Annotated in this window: 17 protein-coding genes; 7 read left to right on the top strand and 10 right to left on the bottom strand. The window is 49.1% G+C overall.

All coding sequences use genetic code 11. The annotated features are described in order from the left end of the window. Positions 1–180 precede the first annotated feature (180 nt). From HQ50_RS07815 to miaB, 5 genes are all read right to left on the bottom strand, one after another. Positions 181–1,062 (bottom strand): diacylglycerol kinase family protein, encoded by an 882-nt coding sequence (locus HQ50_RS07815; protein WP_039429531.1) that lies wholly within the window; start codon positions 1,060–1,062, stop codon positions 181–183. Positions 1,063–1,078: 16 nt separating this feature from the next. Further along, complete coding sequence (gene queF, locus HQ50_RS07810; RefSeq protein WP_018965513.1) at positions 1,079–1,543, bottom strand: preQ(1) synthase; 465 nt, start codon at positions 1,541–1,543, stop codon at positions 1,079–1,081. Between the two features lie 136 nt (positions 1,544–1,679). Then, positions 1,680–2,951 carry a glycosyltransferase family 4 protein gene (locus tag HQ50_RS07805; RefSeq protein WP_039429519.1) on the bottom strand — a complete coding sequence of 424 codons (1,272 nt, stop codon included), beginning with the start codon at positions 2,949–2,951 and terminating at the stop codon, positions 1,680–1,682. Continuing rightward, complete coding sequence (locus tag HQ50_RS07800; protein ID WP_039429515.1) at positions 2,948–4,069, bottom strand: glycosyltransferase family 4 protein; 1,122 nt, start codon at positions 4,067–4,069, stop codon at positions 2,948–2,950. Before HQ50_RS07800 ends, HQ50_RS07805 begins: the two co-directional genes overlap by 4 nt. 245 nt (positions 4,070–4,314) lie before the next feature. Further along, positions 4,315–5,712, bottom strand: coding sequence for a tRNA (N6-isopentenyl adenosine(37)-C2)-methylthiotransferase MiaB (gene miaB, locus HQ50_RS07795; protein WP_039429512.1), 1,398 nt, complete (start codon positions 5,710–5,712; stop codon positions 4,315–4,317). A 304-nt stretch (positions 5,713–6,016) separates the two neighbouring features. Between miaB and HQ50_RS07790 the strand changes: the two genes are divergently transcribed. Together HQ50_RS07790 and HQ50_RS07785 are read left to right on the top strand one after the other, a co-directional pair. Next, positions 6,017–7,513: an acetyl-CoA hydrolase/transferase family protein gene (locus HQ50_RS07790; RefSeq protein WP_039429510.1), complete on the top strand. Its 1,497-nt coding sequence runs from the start codon at positions 6,017–6,019 to the stop codon at positions 7,511–7,513. A gap of 537 nt (positions 7,514–8,050) precedes the next feature. Then, entirely contained in the window at positions 8,051–10,027 is a 1,977-nt protein-coding gene (locus HQ50_RS07785) for a tetratricopeptide repeat protein (protein ID WP_039429507.1), read from the top strand. 54 nt (positions 10,028–10,081) lie between these two features. On the opposite strand, the gene HQ50_RS11865 is transcribed toward HQ50_RS07785, so the two are convergent. Beyond that, positions 10,082–10,225 carry a hypothetical protein gene (locus tag HQ50_RS11865; protein ID WP_162832463.1) on the bottom strand — a complete coding sequence of 48 codons (144 nt, stop codon included), beginning with the start codon at positions 10,223–10,225 and terminating at the stop codon, positions 10,082–10,084. A gap of 167 nt (positions 10,226–10,392) precedes the next feature. Between HQ50_RS11865 and ppdK the strand changes: the two genes are divergently transcribed. The 3 genes from ppdK (at position 10,393) to HQ50_RS07770 (ending at position 14,121) form a co-directional block, all read left to right on the top strand. Then, positions 10,393–13,119, top strand: a complete 2,727-nt coding sequence (gene ppdK, locus HQ50_RS07780) for a pyruvate, phosphate dikinase (protein ID WP_039429503.1) — start codon at positions 10,393–10,395, stop codon at positions 13,117–13,119. Between the two features lie 260 nt (positions 13,120–13,379). Then, positions 13,380–13,751 carry a hypothetical protein gene (locus HQ50_RS11455; RefSeq protein WP_039429500.1) on the top strand — a complete coding sequence of 124 codons (372 nt, stop codon included), beginning with the start codon at positions 13,380–13,382 and terminating at the stop codon, positions 13,749–13,751. Next, entirely contained in the window at positions 13,720–14,121 is a 402-nt protein-coding gene (locus HQ50_RS07770) for a hypothetical protein (RefSeq protein WP_039429497.1), read from the top strand. Before HQ50_RS11455 ends, HQ50_RS07770 begins: the two co-directional genes overlap by 32 nt. A 42-nt stretch (positions 14,122–14,163) precedes the next feature. Here the strand turns inward: HQ50_RS07770 and HQ50_RS07765 are convergent, their stop codons facing one another. From HQ50_RS07765 to HQ50_RS12200, 3 genes are all read right to left on the bottom strand, one after another. Beyond that, on the bottom strand, positions 14,164–14,763 hold the full coding sequence (locus tag HQ50_RS07765; protein WP_039429495.1) for an aminotransferase class IV: 600 nt from the start codon (positions 14,761–14,763) through the stop codon (positions 14,164–14,166). Positions 14,764–14,769: 6 nt separating this feature from the next. Continuing rightward, positions 14,770–15,747, bottom strand: a complete 978-nt coding sequence (locus tag HQ50_RS07760; RefSeq protein WP_039429492.1) for an aminodeoxychorismate synthase component I — start codon at positions 15,745–15,747, stop codon at positions 14,770–14,772. A 168-nt stretch (positions 15,748–15,915) separates the two neighbouring features. Next, complete coding sequence (locus HQ50_RS12200) at positions 15,916–16,032, bottom strand: DUF1661 domain-containing protein (RefSeq protein ID WP_152566915.1); 117 nt, start codon at positions 16,030–16,032, stop codon at positions 15,916–15,918. On the opposite strand from HQ50_RS12200, the gene HQ50_RS12640 reads away from it, so the two are divergent. Next, positions 16,001–16,150 (top strand): DUF1661 domain-containing protein, encoded by a 150-nt coding sequence (locus tag HQ50_RS12640; protein WP_160216962.1) that lies wholly within the window; start codon positions 16,001–16,003, stop codon positions 16,148–16,150. The genes HQ50_RS12200 and HQ50_RS12640 overlap by 32 nt on opposite strands. 346 nt (positions 16,151–16,496) lie before the next feature. Continuing rightward, positions 16,497–18,194, top strand: coding sequence for a hypothetical protein (locus HQ50_RS07750; RefSeq protein WP_039429487.1), 1,698 nt, complete (start codon positions 16,497–16,499; stop codon positions 18,192–18,194). Positions 18,195–18,362: 168 nt separating this feature from the next. Here HQ50_RS07750 and HQ50_RS07745 read toward each other — a convergent pair whose 3' ends face one another. Next, positions 18,363–20,468: a hypothetical protein gene (locus HQ50_RS07745; protein ID WP_039429484.1), complete on the bottom strand. Its 2,106-nt coding sequence runs from the start codon at positions 20,466–20,468 to the stop codon at positions 18,363–18,365. Positions 20,469–20,593 lie beyond the last annotated feature (125 nt).

The following is a 20,593-nucleotide window of genomic DNA, read 5'->3' as shown; positions in this document are numbered from 1 at the left end:
CTATGAAGATAAGAAAACTTGCAGATTTAGCAAAGATATTCGCAAACTAATTTGCTGAATATCAGAGATTAAAAAGAATTTTAAGGGACGACTAATTAGAAAAGGGAAAGTGCTAAAAATCCCGTAACCGAGTACTCCGGTTACGGGATTTTATTTGGTTTTTAGCAAGAGGGGGAACTTTCAAGTGTATGTTTCGGGAGCGAATACTTTGAGTGATCGGCCGTAAGTGCGGATTTCGATACGCTTGCCGAACATGACAGGATCGCCATCGAGGTGCATCACGCCCTCTGTCTCTCGCTCGATAATCAGGTTTTCCGCCTTGTAGGTGTCCAGATTGGAGTTGCTGTTGATACGCTTGGTAAAGAGTTGTAAGGCCAATTGTGGTGCTTCCAATGGATTGAACGGACGGATAATAACCACATCCATCTTGCCATCCTCCAAGTCGGCCGAAGGAGCGATATAGGCGTTATTGCCATATTGGGGCGCATTGGCACAAGTGACGAGGAAAGCTTTCTCCACAAAGGATTTGCCGTCTATCGTCAGTTTGTATTCTTTCGGTTCGTTTTGGAGGTAACTCTCGATCATGGTTCGCGCATAAGTGATAGGGCCTCGACTACCCGCTTGGGCGAATTTCTTGCTAACCTCGGCATCGAATCCCAATCCGCAGGTGCAAAAGAAAGGGCGACTATCCGCTTCACAGCAGTCGATGGTGCGAACATGTCCGGCTCTGATCACTTCGAGAGCTTTCCCGACGGTGAGTGGCAGCTTGAGGGCACGTGCCAACCCGTTGCCTGATCCTTTCGGGACGATACCCAGCACTACATCGGTGTAGCGAAGGCTTTGGGCTATCTCGTTCACCGTTCCATCGCCTCCTACTGCAATGACGCAGTCGTAATGCTTCTCCACTGCTTGTGCTGCCAATTCACGTGCATGGCCAGCACGTTGCGAATAGGTGATAAAGAGTTCGTGAGGATCATGAGCGAATACATCGGCTATAAGGCTCGGTATGTTGCTTTTCGATCCGATGCCCGATATGGGATTGATAATGGCCAGAATCTTCATGTTGGGGCTTGTCTGCTTAACGGTGTGTTTCCATTCTCTTTTCCGCCAGAAGCTCATATCGGCTTCCCGGCTCGCCATAGTTGCAGAATGGCACGATGCTGATACCTCCGCGAGGAGTGAAGTCGCCCCACACCTCGATATAGCGAGGTTGCATCAGGGCGATAAGATCCTTCATGATGATATTGACACAATCCTCATGAAAAGCACCATGATTGCGGAAACTGAACAGGTAGAGTTTGAGGCTCTTACTCTCTACCATCTTAACGTCCGGAATATAGTTGATGTAGATAGTGGCAAAGTCCGGTTGCCCTGTGATAGGGCATAGGCTTGTAAACTCGGGACAGTTGAACCTTACCCAATAGTCATTCTCCTGATGTTTGTTGGTGAATGCCTCCAAGACTTCGGGGGCATAGTCGTTGCGGTATTCTGTTTTGGAACCAAGGAGCGACAGTTCCTTTTCTCCTTCTCTTATGCCGGTCATACGAGCTCGTTCTTATAATGATTATGATACAAAGGTATTGTTTTGGTGCCAAAAAGATGGCTACATATTTTTCTGCTGAAAAGTTGCCGAAAAGACTCTGCGTTTTGGATGTTTTCCTATTCCTTCTTCGTACAAGTCAGAGCAGTTCGCGGTAGAGCTGCAGCATACGAGAGGATACTACTTCACGCGAGTAGTGACTGAGAACAAAGGAGCGACAAGCTGAAGCAACAGCTTCGGGGGAGGTTTCTTGTAGAGCAATGGTCTTGGTTATCCCTTCTGCCAAATCGGACGGATCACGAAAAGCGGCTAAATATCCGGTACTACCCGATACGATCATCTCCGGTATACCCCCGACACGGAAAGCCACACAGGGCGTACCGACAGAGAGAGCCTCCATAATAGTATTAGGGAGGTTCTCCTCTAAAGAGGGAATTACAAAGAGATCGGCAGCACGGTACAGTTCGGCCATTCGGCTTGGTTCACGGATATAACCGATCGAAATAAGCTTATAATTGGGAAAAAGACTTCTCACCTCATCGCGGAGAGAGCCGAATACGACAAGAGCGATTCGTTTGCTTAAGTCCGGCTGTCTCTCTCGAAGTCTTTTCATTGCTTGCGACAGTTCGTATATGCCCTTGCGAGGATCATCCGCCTGTACAGCTCCGAAGAGAAGCAATATTCTGTCTGTCGGCAAATCCATTATTCGGCGAGCTTCCGAACGTGAACCCGGGGCAAAGAGATTCGTGTCGATGGGATTCGGTATCGATTCGATTCGCAGTCCATCCGTCAGCGCGCTTTGCCGTGCCAAATCAGCCAACCAATGGCTACAACCGATAAGTGTAGGCCTGAGTAGGGACATTACTCGGGATTTTCTATTCCATACAAGGCGAGCCAAATCTTTCTCCTTTTGGGAGGAAATCTGCGGACAAGTACCACATTCGGTTTGGTATCGCAGGCACTCTCGGGCATGGTGACAAACTGCTGTCACAGGCCACATATCGTGCATCGTCCATACCACGGGTTTGCCACAGCGAGCAAAACGCTCCAGCCCTCTCAGTGAAAGGAATCCCTGATTGATCCAGTGCAGATGGATGACATCCGCCCAGCGTACCCACGGGTGGCGACTGACATCATAGCCGGTAAGAGCCGTACTGACATGAAAGAGGCGGCTTCTATCCCGACCGTTATGCATGTAAATATGAAGCCGTTCGGCTAAAAAACGGTATCTGTCGGCTGTTTTGCCGCATCGTCCGCTATGTAAAGCCATTATATCGGGGTTTATCGTATCGCGGTTCAATACCAACATCCTGACTTCGGCTCCTGACTCCTGTAAAGTTTCCATCAAGCGCATGGCAGCTACAGCTGCTCCGCCTCGTGCATCGGATGTATTCAGCAAGAGGATTTTCATCGGCTAAGCAGGGATAGCACCGGGGCTATAGCTTGTTCGAAAGTAAACGGCATGAGAGAAGGCCGAATGCTGTCGCCACAGAAAGGTGTGATGCTTGCAAGCAGATCATTGCACGCTTGAGAGAGAGCATTCGGCTGCATGGGGGAGAAAGTACGTCCGTTGCTTTCTGTAATCAGGCAAGATGCCCCGGCAATATCGCTGCAAACCACAGGAACGCCTGCTATCAGAGCTTCGTTTACGACCGAACCGAAACATTCGCGCGTACTCGGTAATACGAAACAATCGGCTTGCGTATAGTAGGCATAAAGCTCTGCTCCCTCCTTTTTCCCCGCAAATACGATTCGTTCCGGATAGCCTGTAGCTTGCGCTTGATTCATCAGGATTGACTGCATCGGACCATCACCGACGATAACGAGATGAACGTCGTTGGGTAGGGTGGAAAGACTATCGATCAGTGCTGGCAGGTTTTTCTCCTTTGACAAGCGTCCCACATACAGCATCATTCGAGTACTGTCGGGGACGAGATCATGCCTCAGATCTCTGCCTATACCGAAGGCCTGTTCATAGAGGGGGCGCAATACTTTCTCGTCCTGTAGGATCGGGAAGTAAACGAATCGCTCCCTATCCAGTGTGGCGAAGCGAGAGGCATAGAGATCGCAGGCACGGCTGTCGCATAGAATAACGCCGTCCACGTAGGAGAGCATCCGGTGCTTGAGACCTCGACCGTAGCGCAGCTCTGCTTCTGCCATTTGTTCATTGTCATCGCACAATACATACAGCTTGGTTTTCGGACTGAACAGGCGACAGGCAGCAGCGAGGGTCAGTGTCAGGAGATTGAATTCGCTACAGAGCACGACATCGGGACGAAGACTGCGAACCAATGATGCGGCATAGGGACGAAAGTTTTTCAATCCCGGAATTTCCGGAGCGGGAGGAAGTACACTGCTTTGAAAGTGAACACGCTTGGCCAGTTCACCGGCATCGAATCGCTGTTCTATAGGTGACGCAAATTCGAAGTAGATATGTGCGTCGAAAGCTGCCGACAGAGTATTGAGCAGTTCGATACGGTAAGGAGCAAGGGCGCGGTGAATGACAAGCAGTCGTTTGGGCGGATTCATTGCCTTTTTCTCTTATAACTACCCAACAAAGGTAATTCATTTGTCGAACGGCATTTCTGTCGGACAGCGAAGAAATGTCTGTAGTGTGTGTTGTACTTACTATTGGAAATTACAGCCAAGGAGCTCGGGAGGATTCCTTGGCTGTAGTAGATCGAGAGTCCTGTGCGAAAAATGGGCTTCTTCGGAATGAATCGGGATAGGGTAGGGCTTTGGCCTAAGAGCTTCAGCCCGATCGATACGACTGCTCAGCCCTTTTCCGAAGTCGGAGCCTCTACCACTTCGCCGAAGAGAGTGGCCGAAGAAGCATCCTTGATTCGCACATAGATGTATTGTCCCACGCGGTAACCGTTTTTGTCGAAAATCACCACCTTGTTTTGCTGAGTGCGGCCGAATAGCTGTTCGCGCGATCGTTTGCTGAAGCCCTCTATCAGCACTTCGAAGGTCTTGCCTATATCCCTCTTGTTGCTCTCCTCGCTCAGACGATTCTGGAGGGCTATCATCCGATCCAGACGGGATAGCTTTACCTCTTCGGACACATCGTCTGCGAGGTGGCGAGCAGCATAAGTACCCGGCCGTTCGGAATACTTGAACATGAAGGCAGAGTCGTAACCCACCTCTTCCATCAGGCTTAGAGTGGCTTCGAAGTCTTCCTCCGTCTCCGAATGGAAGCCACAGAAGAGGTCGCTGCTGATGGCGCAGTCCGGTATGGCCCGGCGGATGGCTGCTACCCTGTCGAGATACCATTGGCGCGTATAGCCGCGCTTCATCACGCGGAGCATCTTGTCGCTTCCGCTCTGTGCCGGCAGGTGTATATGATTGCAGATATTGCGGTATCGTGCCATGACGGCGATGGCCTCGTCGTCCATATCCTTGGGGTGAGGAGAGGTGAAGCGTATGCGCATGTCGGGCACAGCTTCGGCCACTGCTGCGAGCAGATCGGGGAAGCGAATGATCCGCCCGTTCTGTTCGTATCGGTAGGAGTTTACATTTTGCCCCAGCAGTGTTACCTCGCGGAAATTCTTGGCTTTCAGATCCCGTATTTCGTTGAGGATACTCTCTATTTCACGGCTTCTTTCCCGGCCTCGTGTGTAGGGTACAATGCAGTAGCTGCAGAAGTTGTTGCAGCCTCGCATGATGGAGACGAATCCGTTGATATGTACGCCACCCATTTTGAGCGGCATTACATCTTTATACGTTTCCTGTGTGGATAGCTCCACGTTGATGGCTTTCTCTCCCTGTTCTGCTGCTCCGATGAGGTTCGGCAGGTCGAGGTACGAGTCGGGGCCGGCCACCACATCCACATGATGCTCGCGGATCAACTCCTCCTTGACGCGCTCGGCCATGCAGCCCAATACTCCTATAACGAGACGGGAAGAGGCCCGTCTTTTCTTTCGTAGCGAATGGTAATATGCCAGTCGGTTCAGCACTTTCTGCTCGGCATTGTCCCGTACCGAACAGGTATTGACCAGGATCGTATCTGCCTCTTCTACGTTGTCCGTGAGGCTGTAGCCGTCCATCTGCATTATGGATGCTACCACCTCACTGTCGGCTACGTTCATCTGGCAGCCATAGGTCTCGATGTAGAGCTTGCGCTCTTGTTTGTTCTCGGCGGATTTAGAGTCCGCTCCGATTTGTTCGATCATGCTTGTATGTTATATCAAATTGTCGTATTATCTCGATTATTACCGACAAAAGTTTGTAAAACTACTTCGTGTTCATTATGTTTGTGATGGAAAAGTAAGATTTTTCATAGTTAAGGTTTTGGTTAATTTGGGAAGGAGTGAGTCGTGAGACTCGCTCCTTTTATGTTTTGATACTCTTGTCTATCGCCCCTTGTCGGAATTTGTCGATATTCTTCCCTCGATATGAAAGAGTTTCAGTACTTTCGCAGGCAACAAAGTTAATCGATTTCAACAACAACCAATTAAGCAATAATAATTACGTACTATGGCTCTAAGATTTATCACTGCGGAAGAAGCAGCGGAGTTTGTGCATCACAACGACAATGTCGGCTTTAGCGGTTTTACCCCTGCAGGCAACCCCAAGGTAGTACCTGCAGCAATAGCCAAACGGGCTATTGCAGAGCATGAAAAAGGCAATCCCTTCAAGATCGGTATGTTCACCGGTGCCAGTACCGGTGCCCGGTTGGACGGTGCTTTGGCACAGGCCGATGCTGTGAAGTTTCGCACTCCATATCAGTCCAATAAGGATCTGCGCAATCTTATCAACAATGGTAGCACTTCCTATTTCGATCTTCATCTCTCCACCTTGGCTCAGGATCTGCGCTATGGCTTCTATGGCAAGGTGGATGTAGCCATCGTAGAGGCAGCGGACGTTACCGAAGACGGCAAGATCCTGCCTACTACGGGTGTCGGTATCCTTCCCACCATCTGCCGTCTGGCAGACCGAATCATCGTGGAGCTTAACGACAAGCACCCGAAAGAAATCATGGGCATGCACGACCTGTGCGAACCTCTCGATCCGCCTGTTCGTCGTGAGCTGCCTATCTATAGTCCTTCGGATCGTATCGGCAAGCCTTATGTGCAGGTGGATCCGGCCAAGATAGTCGGAGTGGTGCGCACGAGCGAACCCAACGATGAGAGCGATTTCGCACCCCTTGACCCTGTAACGCAGGCTATCGGAGACAATGTGGCTGCCTTCCTCGTGAGCGAAATGAAAGCCGGACGAATGCCCAAGGACTTCCTTCCCTTGCAAAGCGGTGTGGGCAATGTGGCTAATGCCGTCTTGGGAGCATTGGGCGACAATCCCGAAATACCGGCTTTCAACGTGTACACAGAGGTGATTCAGGATGCCGTTATCGCTCTGATGAAGAAAGGACGTGTCAAGTTCGCCAGCGGATGTTCGCTCTCTGTGAGTCGCTCCGTGATACAGGATATCTATGCCAATCTGGATTTCTTCAAGGACAAGATCCTCCTTCGTCCGCAGGAATACTCCAACAATCCCGAGATCGTCCGCCGATTAGGTGTCATTACCATCAATACAGCTCTCGAAGCGGATATTTTCGGCAACATCAACTCTACGCACGTTAGCGGTACCCGTATGATGAACGGTATCGGAGGTTCGGGTGACTTCACTCGCAATGGCTACGTTTCCATCTTCACCACACCGTCTATCATGAAGGACGGCAAGATCAGTTCTTTCGTCCCGATGGTAGCGCATCACGATCATAGCGAGCACTCCGTGAAGATCATCATTTCCGAATGGGGCGTTGCAGACTTGCGAGGCAAGAGTCCACGCGAGCGTGCTCATGAGATCATCGACAAATGTGTACACCCCGACTATCGTCCCCTCCTCCGCCAGTATCTGGAGCTTGGAGTCAAAGGACAAACACCGCAGAATCTCGACTGCTGCTTTGCCTTCCATCAGGAATTGGCCAAGAGTGGCGATATGCGCAATGTACGCTGGGAAGACTACATGAAGTAATCGGTCGAGCAAGGACGCTTGTGTCGGATTAGTGATGTACAAGTGCGAATAAGATCCCGACGTTTTTGTCAGATACTAAGGCATCCGCCTGAGTTCGGTCGCGAACTTGGGTGGGTGCCTCTTTTTATTTCATCTGTCGAAGAAGCCTTTTCTGCTTCTCGTTTTATATATAGAACGCTTTACAATCTATATATATAATGAAAACGATTTATATATAAAACGAAAATGATTTATATATAAATTGAAAACGATAAATATATAAATCGAAAATGGTCTATATATAAATCGTTTCCCGATCTCTTTTCAGCCACTTCTGCTTTTCCATTCAGCCGCTTATTTAGAACCATTCCAAACGCCTCTTCGCTGTTGAAAACTTTTTTGGCACAAGTTTTAATGCTTGCCGGAAAGCAATTTTGCCTGTTATGAGATCGAAAATCATAAAAGATCCCTTGTGCGAATAAGGCTTTCTTTGCATATTTGTGGCTGTAAAAAAACTATTTATTGGCAGTTCGATATTAGGCCTGTGTAATTATTCTTATGGAAGGATCACAACAAACAATCACATCCAAGCAGCTTGTCAGAATGCTGAAAGATGCTTCGAGAGGATCGAAAGGGTCGGGAGAAATGAAATTTTGTTTCCTGATAGGAGCGGGAGCTTCCATCTCTTCCGGTATTCCCTCGGGTGCGAAGCTGGCTTGGGAATGGCTTCAGGAGATAGAAGAGGACTGTGACGGGGAGGATTTCGAATACTGGAAGAGCGAAATCGGGATGCCCGATCAGAATATTGAAGAAAAAGCAGGAGAGTTTTATCCCCAGATTTATGAAAAGCGATTCGGTCATGCCCCCGAAACCGGCTATGATTATATCAGAGGTCTTATGGAAGGCCGAGAGCCATCTCTCGGCTACCTTATTTTGGCCAATATCATGGTGAGGGAAAAGCACAATGTGGTGATCACGACCAATTTCGACAACCTTTTGGAAGATGCCATTCGTACTTATACAAAGGAAAAACCTTTCATCGCCGGGCATGAGGCTTTGGCCGATTATGTACCCAAACGCAGTGATAGGCCTATTATTCTGAAGCTCCATCGGGATTTGTTCTTACAGCCCTTTTCCGATCAGTTGAATACGGATATTTTACAGGCGGCTTGGGAATCCATATTAGGAAAATTCCTTTCGGACTATCATCTGATTGTACTCGGTTATGGAGGAAATGATGGAAGTCTGATGAATTATTTGCTCAAGCTCAAAAATAGAAAGCCTATTTATTGGTGTGTTCGGAATGCGGATAAGGCCACATCGAAATCCTTATGGAACACTCTATCATCTAAGGCTAAAAGACTGCTCAAGAATAATGGCTATCTCGTTCCGATAGATGGTTTCGACGAATTCATGTATGATTGTTATGCGGCACTAAAATATAATATATTTGATGGAATAAATGAAATAAAAACAGATTTAATTCATGAACTATTAGAACCAACATATCGACGTATCGAGAAGATTCAAATGCAATTGGAAAAACTCTCACAGACAAAAGAAAAGCTGTCACAAGAAAGTGCTGAATCAATCGAAAACATTTTACCTGACTCATTGAAATGGTTATTTAGGGCTTGTCAAGAAGAAGATGTTGATAAAAAGGATAAAATCTATGAGAAGGGTATTTCAAAGTACCCTAAAGATGCTATTTTATATGGAGATTATGCTCGATTTTTAGATGAAATTCGTCAAGATTATGATCAGGTAGAAGCATATTCTCGTAAAGCTAAGGAAGTCGGTAATTATGCGGTATACTTACATGAAATTCGTCAAGACTATAATCGGGCAGAAGAATATTACAAGAAGGCTATAGATGCAGATCCAAAAGATGCAGATAATCTGGGAAATTATGCTGTTTTTTTACATGAAATTTGCCAAGATTATGAAGAGGCAGAGATATATTATAATAAGGCCATAGATGCGGATCCAAAGCATGCTGATAATCTAGGTAATTATGCTAACTTTTTTAGATATATCCGAGGTGACTATGGTCAAGCTCAAAAATATTACGAAAAGGCTATAAAGGAAGACCCAGTGCATGTGAATAATCTTGGCGATTATGCTGCGTTTTTGTGTGAGATTCGCCACGATTACAAAGGAGCAGAAAAAAATTATGAAAAAGCTATTGAAATAGATCCAGAGGATGCAGATATTAATAGTAGTTATGCTCATTTTCTCATTACGTGTCGGGGAGATCTCGAACGTGCTGATAGCTTGATCCGTCAAGCATTCGAGAGTGCCGATAATAACGAAGGAATGAAACCCTTGCTGGCCGAGTTATGGTTCTACAGATATGCGCACTATTACGAGGAATGGGGAGCCGAGGCGGAAAAAGAGCTGGCGGCTTTGCTGAATGCCGGAGCGAAATCCATCGGCTGGGACTTGGCCCCGGATATAGAGCTGGCTCGGAAAAACCGGCATCCACATATAGAGCAGGTGGAAGCCTTTGCCAAGGCATTGACTGAGAAAGCATAGCAAGCTTTTGACAGCACTTCCATTCGCTGTTTACCTCGTTGGAACAAAACGCGGTCATCCTTGTTCCATATTTGGGTTACTCATGATTGGGGTAATCCGCTCCGGACAGAGGGCATAACGAGGAGGAGGGAAGTCTTTTTCTCCTGTGATATAGCATACTTCACCTACTATTCCGTCCCATACTCCTTTGAGGTTCATGGGTTTGAGGGGTGGTGGAAAGTAGCGTATCTTGCTCTTTTTTCGTTAATTTGCAGCTTACAACAAAAAACGGCCCCTTCCGAAAGCTCGGAGAAGGAGTCGATTATCGTTTTTTGTCATAGATAAGAACTATCCAAATCATAATAATAACGAACGGACTAATCTAAATGGAAAAGAAAAGAGTCTACACCTTCGGCAATGGGAAGGCCGAGGGAGAAGCAGGGATGAAGAACCTGCTCGGAGGTAAGGGTGCCAATTTGGCCGAAATGAATCTTATCGGTGTGCCGGTGCCTCCCGGTTTTACGATCACGACAGAGGTTTGTCAGGAATACTATACATTGGGCCGAGACAAAGTAGTGGAGTTGCTGCGTGGCGAAGTAAACGATGCGATCAGAAATATCGAGGGACTGATGAAGTCGAAATTCGGCGACACCGAGAACCCTCTTCTCGTATCCGTACGTTCGGGAGCACGCGCTTCCATGCCCGGTATGATGGATACGATCCTCAACCTCGGTCTGAACGACGAAGTGGTGGCCGGTATCATACGCAAGACCGGCAACGAACGATTTGCCTGGGACTCTTATCGCCGCTTCGTACAGATGTACGGCGATGTGGTACTCGGTATGAAGCCCACGAATAAGGAAGATATAGATCCGTTCGAAGAAATAATCGAGAAGGTCAAGGAAGAGAATGGTGTGCACTTGGACAACGAACTCTCCGTAGAAAACCTCAAAGACCTCGTATCCCGTTTCAAGGCAGCCGTAAAGGCTCAGACGGGTAAGGACTTCCCTTTTTCTGCCGAAGAGCAGCTTTGGGGTGCTATCATGGCCGTGTTCGACTCTTGGATGAACGAGCGTGCCATCCTCTACCGTCGCATGGAAGGTATCCCGGCAGAATGGGGTACGGCTGTGAACGTACAGGCTATGGTATTCGGCAACATGGGCGAAACTTCGGCTACCGGAGTGTGCTTCTCTCGTGATGCCGGTAGCGGTGAGGATCTCTTTAACGGGGAATACCTCATCAACGCTCAGGGCGAGGACGTTGTGGCCGGTATTCGTACACCTCAGCAGATCACGAAGATCGGATCGCAACGCTGGGCAGAAAGAGCCGGTATCGCAGAAGATGTGCGCGTGGCACAGTATCCTTCCATGGAAGAGGCCATGCCCGAAATCTACAAGGAACTGGATACCCTGCAGCAGAAGCTGGAGGATCACTACCGCGATATGCAGGATATGGAGTTCACCGTACAGGAAGGTAAGCTCTGGTTCCTCCAGACCCGTAACGGTAAGCGTACGGGTTGTGCCATGGTGAAGATCGCCATGGATCTCTTGCGTCAGGGTATGATCAGCGAGGAAGAAGCCCTTATGCGCGTCGAACCTAACAAGTTGGACGAATTGCTCCACCCCATTTTCGACAAGTCTGCTCTCCTTAGAGCACGTGTACTGACCAAGGGCTTGCCTGCTTCGCCGGGTGCCGCTACGGGTCAGATCGTATTCTTCGCCGACGATGCCGCTCAGTGGAAAGAGGATGGCAAGCGTGTGGTGATGGTGCGTATCGAGACTTCGCCCGAAGACTTGGCCGGTATGTCTGCCGCCGAAGGTATCCTGACGGCTCGCGGAGGTATGACTTCGCATGCAGCCGTAGTGGCCAGAGGTATGGGCAAATGCTGCGTATCGGGAGCAGGTGCATTGAACATCGACTATAAGGCACGTACCGTAGAGATCGATGGAACCCTCTTCAAAGAAGGCGACTACATCTCCATCAACGGTTCTACCGGTGAGATATACGAAGGACAGGTGGAGACGAAAGCCGCCGAAATGGATCAGGACTTCACCGATCTGATGGCTTTGGCCGATAAGTATGCCAAGCTGAAAGTTCGTACGAATGCCGATACTCCTCACGATGCCGAGATAGCTCGCAGCTTCGGCGCCGTAGGTATCGGTCTTTGCCGTACGGAGCATATGTTCTTCGAAGGCGAGAAGATCAAAGCCATGCGCGAGATGATCCTGAGTGAGACGGCAGAAGGTCGCGTACGTGCTTTGGCCAAGATCCTGCCTTATCAGCAGGAAGACTTCAAGGGTATCTTCCGTGCTATGGATGGTTTCCCCGTGAATGTACGTCTCCTCGATCCTCCCCTGCACGAGTTCGTACCTCATGATCTGAAGGGTCAGGAGGAGATGGCTCAGATGATGGGTGTGGATGTGAAGATGATCCAGAAGCGTGTGGAAGACCTGATGGAGCACAATCCCATGCTCGGCCACCGCGGTTGCCGTCTGGGCAATACCTATCCGGAGATTACGGAGATGCAGACGCGTGCCATCCTCGGTGCTTGCTTGGAGCTGAAGAAGGAAGGTGTAGTCTGTCTGCCTGAGATCATGGTGCCTCTGACGGGTATCCTCCATGAGTTCAAGCATCAGGAAGAGGTAATTCGTGCCACGGCTGCCAAGCTGTTCGAAGAGAAGGGCGACAGTGTGGAATTCCAGGTAGGTACGATGATCGAAGTACCGCGTGCTGCCCTTACGGCGGACAGAATCGCTTCTTCGGCCGAGTTCTTCTCATTCGGGACCAACGACCTTACGCAGATGACTTTCGGTTACTCTCGTGACGACATCGCTTCGTTCCTCCCCATCTACCTCGACAAGAAGATCTTGAAAGTGGATCCTTTCCAGGTACTCGACCAGAAAGGTGTAGGCCAGCTCGTAAGAATGGCTACGGAGAACGGCCGCAAGGCTCGTCCCAATCTGAAGTGCGGTATCTGCGGTGAGCACGGTGGTGAGCCTTCGTCTGTGAAGTTCTGCCACAGAGTGGGATTGAACTATGTATCCTGCTCTCCTTTCCGTGTGCCCATCGCACGATTGGCAGCAGCACAGGCCGTCATCGAAGAAGGCAAGTAAGACAAGAATACGTCAGCCTCTTTTCCGCCTTTGTGCAAGGAGGCTGACGGCTATCAGTCTATAGTGGAAAGAGCAAGTCCGGTTGTCGGGCTTGCTCTTTCTTTTTTATTCCTATTCTCTCTCCTCTCTCCTCTCCGAGATTCATCCTGAGCATACTCTCCTCCCTCCTTTTTTGCACTTAACTCGATATGGAAAGTGCAAGGACTCACTAGCAGTACAGGTCCGAACATCTGTCGATAAACCTGCGTGCCGGGTATGGTATGGAAAACAAGCTGCCTACACTGAATCATCTGTATCCGGACAAGATCTACCGTGACTTCATGGTACTGAATGCCTATATGCAGAATCCCGAACTGGATCATCTCATCACTTATGCTTATATCCACAATCCCGAGAATCCGATTATCAGGGAGAATCGCAATGTCAAAAAAGAGATCGGTATAGATATGACGTACAAGCGGTTCGACTTCTCTCTGACGCTCTTCCACGAAGAATCGCGACGCGGTTTCGAGTATTTCGAATCCTATCTGCCGATAGCCTTCGATCGCTATACCAAGCTGATAGCTCCTCTGCAAGCATGGACACCATACCATGAGCGGAATGCTACGCCCCTTTGCCGGTATAGCCTATGACCATGTCGGCTCCAAATTGGATTTTGGACTTTCGATTTCGGCTACTTATCGAATGGTGCTGACGCATTCGTATAAGATTCGTATCATCCAGAAGGAGCAGCTCGACTATCAGCTGGCCTATTTGCCCTATGCCTATCGTAATAGAGAGGGTGTGGAGGTGCGCTCCTCTCTGTACGTTTCGATTCCGATGCGGAATACCGATCGCCTGATGGCAGAGCTGCGGTTGTATGGCGACCTGATGAAAAGAAAGGACGGTATAGCCTATGGCAAAACGCCCGGCGTCATCTCACATATCCTGTCCGATCCGCAAGCCGAACGAACATCCGGCCACACCATCGGGGCTACCTGCAATATCTTCTACCTCTTTTAAGCCTTCTGTCGGATAACTCGATCCGATAGCCAAAGCCGATAATCAAAGAATAATCTGCGATGGGTGTAGGCGAATGGCATGCTCCAAGGGAAGCATGGCATTGATCAGCAGTATTTCTTCTGCCTTCCTGAGGTCTTCGATTTGCAAGTCTGCCGGTCGTATTTGACCCGTTTGGAGCAGATACCGGCGTTGTACGCCTCCTAAGAGAGGGATGCGTGGTGTGAGAAGTTCTCCTCCGATACGTAGAAGAAGATTGGTGTAGGATGTGTCTGTCAGGAGTCCGTCGCGTAGGATAATAATCTCATCGGCTTCTCCTTTTTGCAAGAGAAGGGCTTCGAGAGACGAACGGTCAGCCTGCTTCAAATGATAGTCCAAATCGGCTGGAGCCGTTACGATACGCAGGGAGGATATTTGGCGTGGCGTATAAGGTGAAAAGGAAACGTCCGAAATGCCCTCCTTACCGTATAGAATACGACATTTGGTCATTCTGCACATCAATTCCCGAGGGCATAGATTCGTCAGGCAAGGCATTTCCGGTAGAGGAAAGCCCTTTTCGTCGCATGTGCGACTCATTCGTTCCCGATGGAGCGCAAGCAGATAGGGCAGGCCGTCTTCGATGCGGATGGTTTCTATATAGCACATATCCGATCAGAATGGCAGATATACCTTTTGTTGCGTTTCGCGGTATTCATCGTCACAGCGGCTGTTGATGGTGATACCACCGCCACTGCGAAAAAGGTATTGGCCATCGGGAAGCTGTTCGATGTAGCGAATCATTACAGCCGAGTCGAAGCTACTTCCATCGAAATAACCGAAAACACCTGTGTAGAAGCCTCGTTGCTGCCCCTCTGCCTCCCGTATAGCTTCGATAGTAGCCTCTTTGGGTGCTCCGCTGATGGAGCCGGCGGGCAACAGTTCTTGGATAATGGAGCCGAAACGCTTCTCTTTATCCGCAGGGAGTGTCCCCGTGATCTCCGAACTCATTTGCAGCAGTCGTCCCTTGTTCGTGTGGAGTTCATCCAGATAGCGAAAGCGAGAGACACGCACGTGATGGCTGACTCGGTTCAGATCGTTGCGTAATAGGTCTACGATAGTGCGATGTTCGGCCGTTTCTTTATAATCGGACAGCAGGCAGCCGGCGGCATCTGGCAGGGAAGCATCTATCGTCCCTTTCATCGGGTTGGTGGAAATCTGTCCGTTCTCTATTTTGACAAATCGTTCCGGACTGAAACAGACCAGTCTTCCGGGAATCAAGAGCTTGTATGAGGCATGGCTACGGCTGAATATCTCCTCAAGCGTGATGTTCATCTCTATAGGTGTAGCGATGGTGAGATTGGCCAAGAAGCTATCGCCACGCATCAGGGCTGTGCGGATCCGATCGAAACGATGTCGGTAGGTCTCCAATGATTCGGGGTGGGGGATAAAAGTCACGGGAGCCTTGCTCTCATTCGTATCGGTATGTGTGGGAGCATTCCCCTGTCCTCGTACGTCGAATAGGATTTCTTTTTGACTCATCGGTTCGGAGATGAAGATCCCCTCATTCATCTCAAAGTCTATGGCAAACAGAAATGCCTGTCCGGATCGGCCGGATTCATCCATTCGCCTGATCGTTTCCTCTGCCTTCATTTGAAAGGGGCAGCCAGCCCCGTAAGCCTTTGTCATATTAGCCTGATGCCGTTGTGATGGAGAATATCCTCAATTTATATCCCTATGGTTCTATCGCTTTTCGGATCGGGTATTCTCCTTTTTCTCGGCAAAGATAGGAGGTATATGCTGTATTAGCGCGAGTTCGATCTATCGTAACGAGGGAAATACGTCCCAAAAAATCTGTAATTGCGGTCTGAGTTTCCTGAAAAAATGGAACCGCAATTTTTTCGTTGTGGCGCGTAAATTTTTTGCTTCCCGCGCCACAATCAAGAAATTTTCGCGCCACGTTTTGGGGAGTGTCAAACGGGGAAATTTTGGCGCGTGGCCTGTGCTGAAAAAGCTGACACTTGGAGTCGGTCAAATGTTTCGACATAATTATTGAGTTCTTTGGCCTGTCCAAATGTCAATTTTTTTAGTACAGGTCAAAAAAACGGGAAAACTCCCAAAGTTATTCTCCTTTTCGCTTTAATCGCTTATCGTGTTGATAATTAGTGAATTGTGATGACCATCGTACGCCTGCGCTGGTGTCCTGCATCGTGCAGGGAGGCATCGTACGCCTACGCTGGTCTCCTACACCGTGCAGGAAGGTATCGTATGCCTACGCTCAAATTTGAAATAGTGTTGTGCACAGATAGTTGGAGTCTGCACCTCCCAATTGATTGATATGGAATAAGACAGAGAAAAAATGGTAGCTTTGTTCCGGTTTCAACAATTGACAATGAAAAACTATGCTTAAGAAAATCTTTTCTGTACTACTCGTTTGCTCGGCAGCGGTAGTCATCTCTTCCTGCTCCGGTAAATTACGTCCCGTGACTGCCGATTTGGTAAAGGCTGAGCCGCAACCGCTCGAAGTCGTGGGAAGCAAAGTGCCTGTGACCGTGAATATCGCTTTTCCCGCCAAGTGGTTCAATAAGAAAGCCGAACTGACGGTGAAGCCTGTGCTGCGCTATGCGACAGGCGAATCATGGGGGCCTTCATTCCGTTTTCAGGGAGAAAAAGTGCTTGGCAATGAGCGTGTAGTCAGCTATGACAATGGCGGCAATCAGCAGCTCGTATTCTCTTTCCCTTATAAGCCGGCCATGGACAAGAGCGAACTCTTCTTAACCTTCGAAGCTCAAATAAAAGGGAAGAAAATACACCTTCCGGATCTCAAAGTCGCTGATGGTGTAATCAGTACGGAAGCCTTGGCTTCTGCCCTTAATGCATCGGCGGCAATCGCTCCGGACGCATTCCAGCGCATCATCAAGCAGGCCTACGATGCGAATATCATGTTCCTCATCCAGCAGGCACAGATTCGTGCTCAAGAGATCAACAAGGGTGAAGTGAGAGACTGGAAAGACTTGGTGGCCAATGCCAAGGATGCTCCCAATCAGAATGTAACGGTGGAAGTGCAGGCCTACGCTTCTCCTGACGGCGGTGTGGAACTGAACGAAAAGCTGTCCGAGCAGCGCGAGAAAAACACGACCACGGCTCTGAAGCAACAATTCCAAAAGAGCAAAATCAAAGATGTAGAGATCAATGCACACTATACGGCACAGGACTGGGAGGGCTTCAAGCAGCTTGTGGAGAAAAGTGATATTCAGGACAAGGAGCTTGTTCTGCGCGTTCTCTCCATGTATCCGGATCCCGAGCAGCGTGAGCAGGAGATCAAGAATATCTCTACCGTATTCAGACAACTGGCGGATGATATTCTGCCCCAACTACGTCGTTCACGTCTTATCGCCAATGTCGAGATCATAGGTAAGAGCGATGACGAGATCAAACGTCTTGCAGCTCAGAGCCCCGGCCGACTGACCGTGGAGGAACTGCTCTACAGTGCTACTCTACTCGAATCTCCTGCTCAGAAGGAAGATATTTACAAGGTGGCTACTCAGATCTATCCGAATGACTATCGCGCTTATAACAACATCGGTATGATGCGTTATCGCAGCGGTGATTTGGAGGGTGCTCGTGCTTGGTTCCAAAAGGCTGCAAGCGTGAAACCCAATGCAGAAACGGATATGAATCTTGGACTATTGGCTCTCAACGAGGGTAATGTGGAGCAGGCTAAGCAGTATTTCGGCTCGGCTGCCAATGTGCCCGAATTGGGCGAAGCTCTTGGTTTGCTCTATCTGCAAGAGGGCAATTATGCGCAGGCCGTAGCGGCTTTCGGTAAGACCGAGAGCAACAATGCTGCCGTGGCCAATATCCTCAATCGCGACTACAACCGTGCACAAGAAATCTTGAACGGGATAAAGAACCCCGATGCCACTACTTACTATCTCATGGCTGTTGTGGCTGCACGTACAAACAATTTGGATGGTGTGGTAAACTCTCTTCGTGAGTCTATCAGCCTCGACAGCAACATGATGAAGAAAGTTGCTACGGATCTGGAGTTTGCCAAGTATGCAAACGACGGAGGTTTCAAGTCATTGCTTCGCCACTAAATAAAAAAAGAGCCCTTAGGCTCTCCATAAAAGCAAAGGGGGCTATGTCAAAATCGAATTTTGACATAGCCCCCTTTCTCTTGGCTCTATTCTATAGGTAAATCGTTTTAGATCGTCCTTACATTACACAGTGTTATTCTCTGAAAGAGGTCGAGAGGCTTGCATGGATTACTTCACCTTCGTGAGAGCTTCGTCCACGGCTTTGAGTACGGGCAATACCGATATGGGAGAACCCACAGCCTGTTTCATCCAGTACTGTGGCACCAGCCGTCCCTGTACGAGCATGCGCTTCAGCTCCACGGCCAAGGATTTTCCCTTGATGTACTGTTCGATCTGAAAGTCGATGATATGCCCCATCGGATAGTTGGGCAGGTAGAGCGGATAATTGATCATGTGCGAATAGATGCCCAGAATGGTCTCGTCCTTTTCTCCGAGAATGCCGGCATAGTACTTGTTCCAAACGGTTTTGGCTGCCTCCATGACGGCGAGTTTCAGTTCGTGTGCATCAGCTTCGGGATGCGTGTACATCCATTCCCAAACGGCCATGTCTACGAGGGATACGCCCATGATCTCGTAGCAATTCCAGAAGTTGGTCAGAGCCTCGTTGTACTCTTTCTGCGGATCGGGTTTGATGACTCCGAGAAGTTCGAGATCCCACTTTTGGAAGAGAAAAGCGACGGCTTCGGTGAAAGACGTGTTCGGCACGCCGTTGAGCATGTAGTAGTCCACATCGTTCATCGTGATGGTTTGCTCGGTATTGTGTCCGAACTCGTGTACGGCTATATTGTATCCTTTGTAGTCCATCCCCGTATCGGCGATACGTGTGCGCAGGTGAGCAAAGTCATTGCGCATCATCGATCCTGCTGCATGGCCGGCACCTCGCGAAGGATCCACCATCACCAAAGAAGCTATCCGCTCGGCATCTTTGCTTTCGAATCCCAGCTTGCGCAGGATGTTCGGCAGATCGGCTTTCAGAGCTTCGGGTGTAGGATATTTGGCTGCGGTGATTTTGTCCAATTCGCTCTCCGGCATGCCGGACTGCGAGCGGAAGCCATTGTACCAGATGTCGAACGGCTCCAACGGGCGTCCCAATCGTTTGCTGATCAGTTGGGCCACCTTCTTTACCTGTGGAGAGGAGAGCAGGGTCTCGAATAGTCGCTTGACGTCTTCTTGCGGAATCTCCATCTCTCCCTCGAATGCACGCAGGATCTGGTTCGGCTGATGTGGCATATACGCATCCTGTGTTTGCATCGCACGGAAATTGGCCAGGAAATATTCATATCGCGTATCGGGTTCGGCATGACCTCGGGTAGCAGTGCCGGCCGAGTCGTAGAGCATATTGCTGAGCGGATCCCACTGAAAGTCCGTCTTATTGATTACTTCTCGTGGGATGCTTTGGTCGATGATCCTTTTGATGATCGCGTATACCATTCGCTGCTTTTCCAGTCCGTCTTTGGGGTCTGCGTAGTTGCTCTTGATCTCATCCCGTAGTCCCCAGTGAGTGATCAGTTTCATGTCGCGGGGAAAGAGCGTGGAGCCATCGGGACGTCGTAGGTAGCCCATGCAGATGTTGTACTCGGATATGTAGGCATCCCCACGTGTCAAAGTCTCCGATACGTATTGCTGTACTTCGGCCGGTATGCGCGAAGCAAAGCGGTCACCCATTCGTGCAAAAGCCCACTCTTCTCTGCTCCATTTTGCTCCCAGCTCCATCTTTTCCGCGAGAGAGTAGTAGGGGAAGTTCAGTGCAGCTATCAGCCCGACCTTATTGGCATAGAGATCATCGCTCAGGTGTGCTGATGCGCTATATCCGCCGAAGATCATATCCAGAGAGGTGATTTCCGGCCCTTTGAGGTGGAGGGGTTCTTTCAGGGCCAGATCGATCTTGTTGAAGTAACCGTTGAGGATTTCCAGATTCCGCTCCAGCGTACTATACATACGACGCTGACCTTCGAGCGTAGGTTCGAAGTTTTCGAGTACGAATGTGCGAAAAGCCTCGACGTCGCCATCCCCGGCTCGCCATAAAGCAGCTACTTGTGAAGTGCCACGGTCAGCTCGAAAATGAACCTCCTTGCCATAGCGTCTTACCAATAGGTCTGTCAGTTCACTGAGCATTTCCTGTCGAAAGGACATACGTTTTTGCATCGGGTTTATGTTTTGAAGGTTCGCCGTTTGAACTGTCGTATTTGCTTGGGCAAATGCCGTGTATCCTCCTACGGGAAGCAAAGTCAGCGACCATGCCAATGCCAGTGATAGCTGTTTTCTCTTCTTCATACTATTATTATTGATTGAATTTAGAACGAATCTCCCCAAATGTAAGGACATTCGGGATATGCGAGACAAACTTTGTGTAAGAATTTCGGGTGCAAATTCTTATCGAGACCTTTGAAAAATAAGGA

This window comes from Porphyromonas sp. COT-052 OH4946 (genome assembly GCF_000765965.1).
Classification (GTDB): domain Bacteria; phylum Bacteroidota; class Bacteroidia; order Bacteroidales; family Porphyromonadaceae; genus Porphyromonas; species Porphyromonas gulae.
The sequence above is the reverse complement of the archived record's forward strand: the minus strand, read 5'-3'. Positions and strand labels throughout refer to the sequence as shown.